The organism is Faecalibacterium sp. DFI.5.82 (genome assembly GCF_029076575.1).
Taxonomy (GTDB): Bacteria; Bacillota; Clostridia; order Oscillospirales; family Ruminococcaceae; genus Faecalibacterium; species Faecalibacterium duncaniae.
Genome location: NZ_JARFIS010000465.1, coordinates 1 through 313, shown reverse-complemented (window position 1 = coordinate 313; position 313 = coordinate 1). Strand labels below are relative to the sequence as shown.

1 protein-coding gene is annotated in these 313 nt (G+C 59.4%); it reads left to right on the top strand.

The window, feature by feature from the left end:
• On the top strand, window positions 1-265 hold a 265-nt coding region (locus P0G09_RS17445), incomplete at its 5' end, for a hypothetical protein (RefSeq protein WP_275253306.1).
• Window positions 266-313: the final 48 nt, after the last annotated feature.

The window sequence follows — 313 nt, the reverse complement described above, 5'->3', positions numbered from 1 at the left end:
GCTGGACACTGGGACGGAGGACTTCTACGAGGGCAGCAAGGCGGTTTACGGGGAATGGCTGCTCTGGCGCACCCGCAAGATCCTGCCTGCCGCCATCACCCTGCCCGATGACATTGCCCCGCTGGTGCAGGATGTCTATGGCTGGGAGCCCGACCCTCTGCCCGCCAGCCCGCAGAGCACTGCGGCCCGGGCGGAGTACGAAAAGGCCCAGCAAATCAAAATGGGCATGCTGGCGCAGACAAAACGGAAAAATCTATCTTTATAAAGGTGGCACGTCAGGGTTCAGCAATTTTGGATTTGAACCGTACTCGGA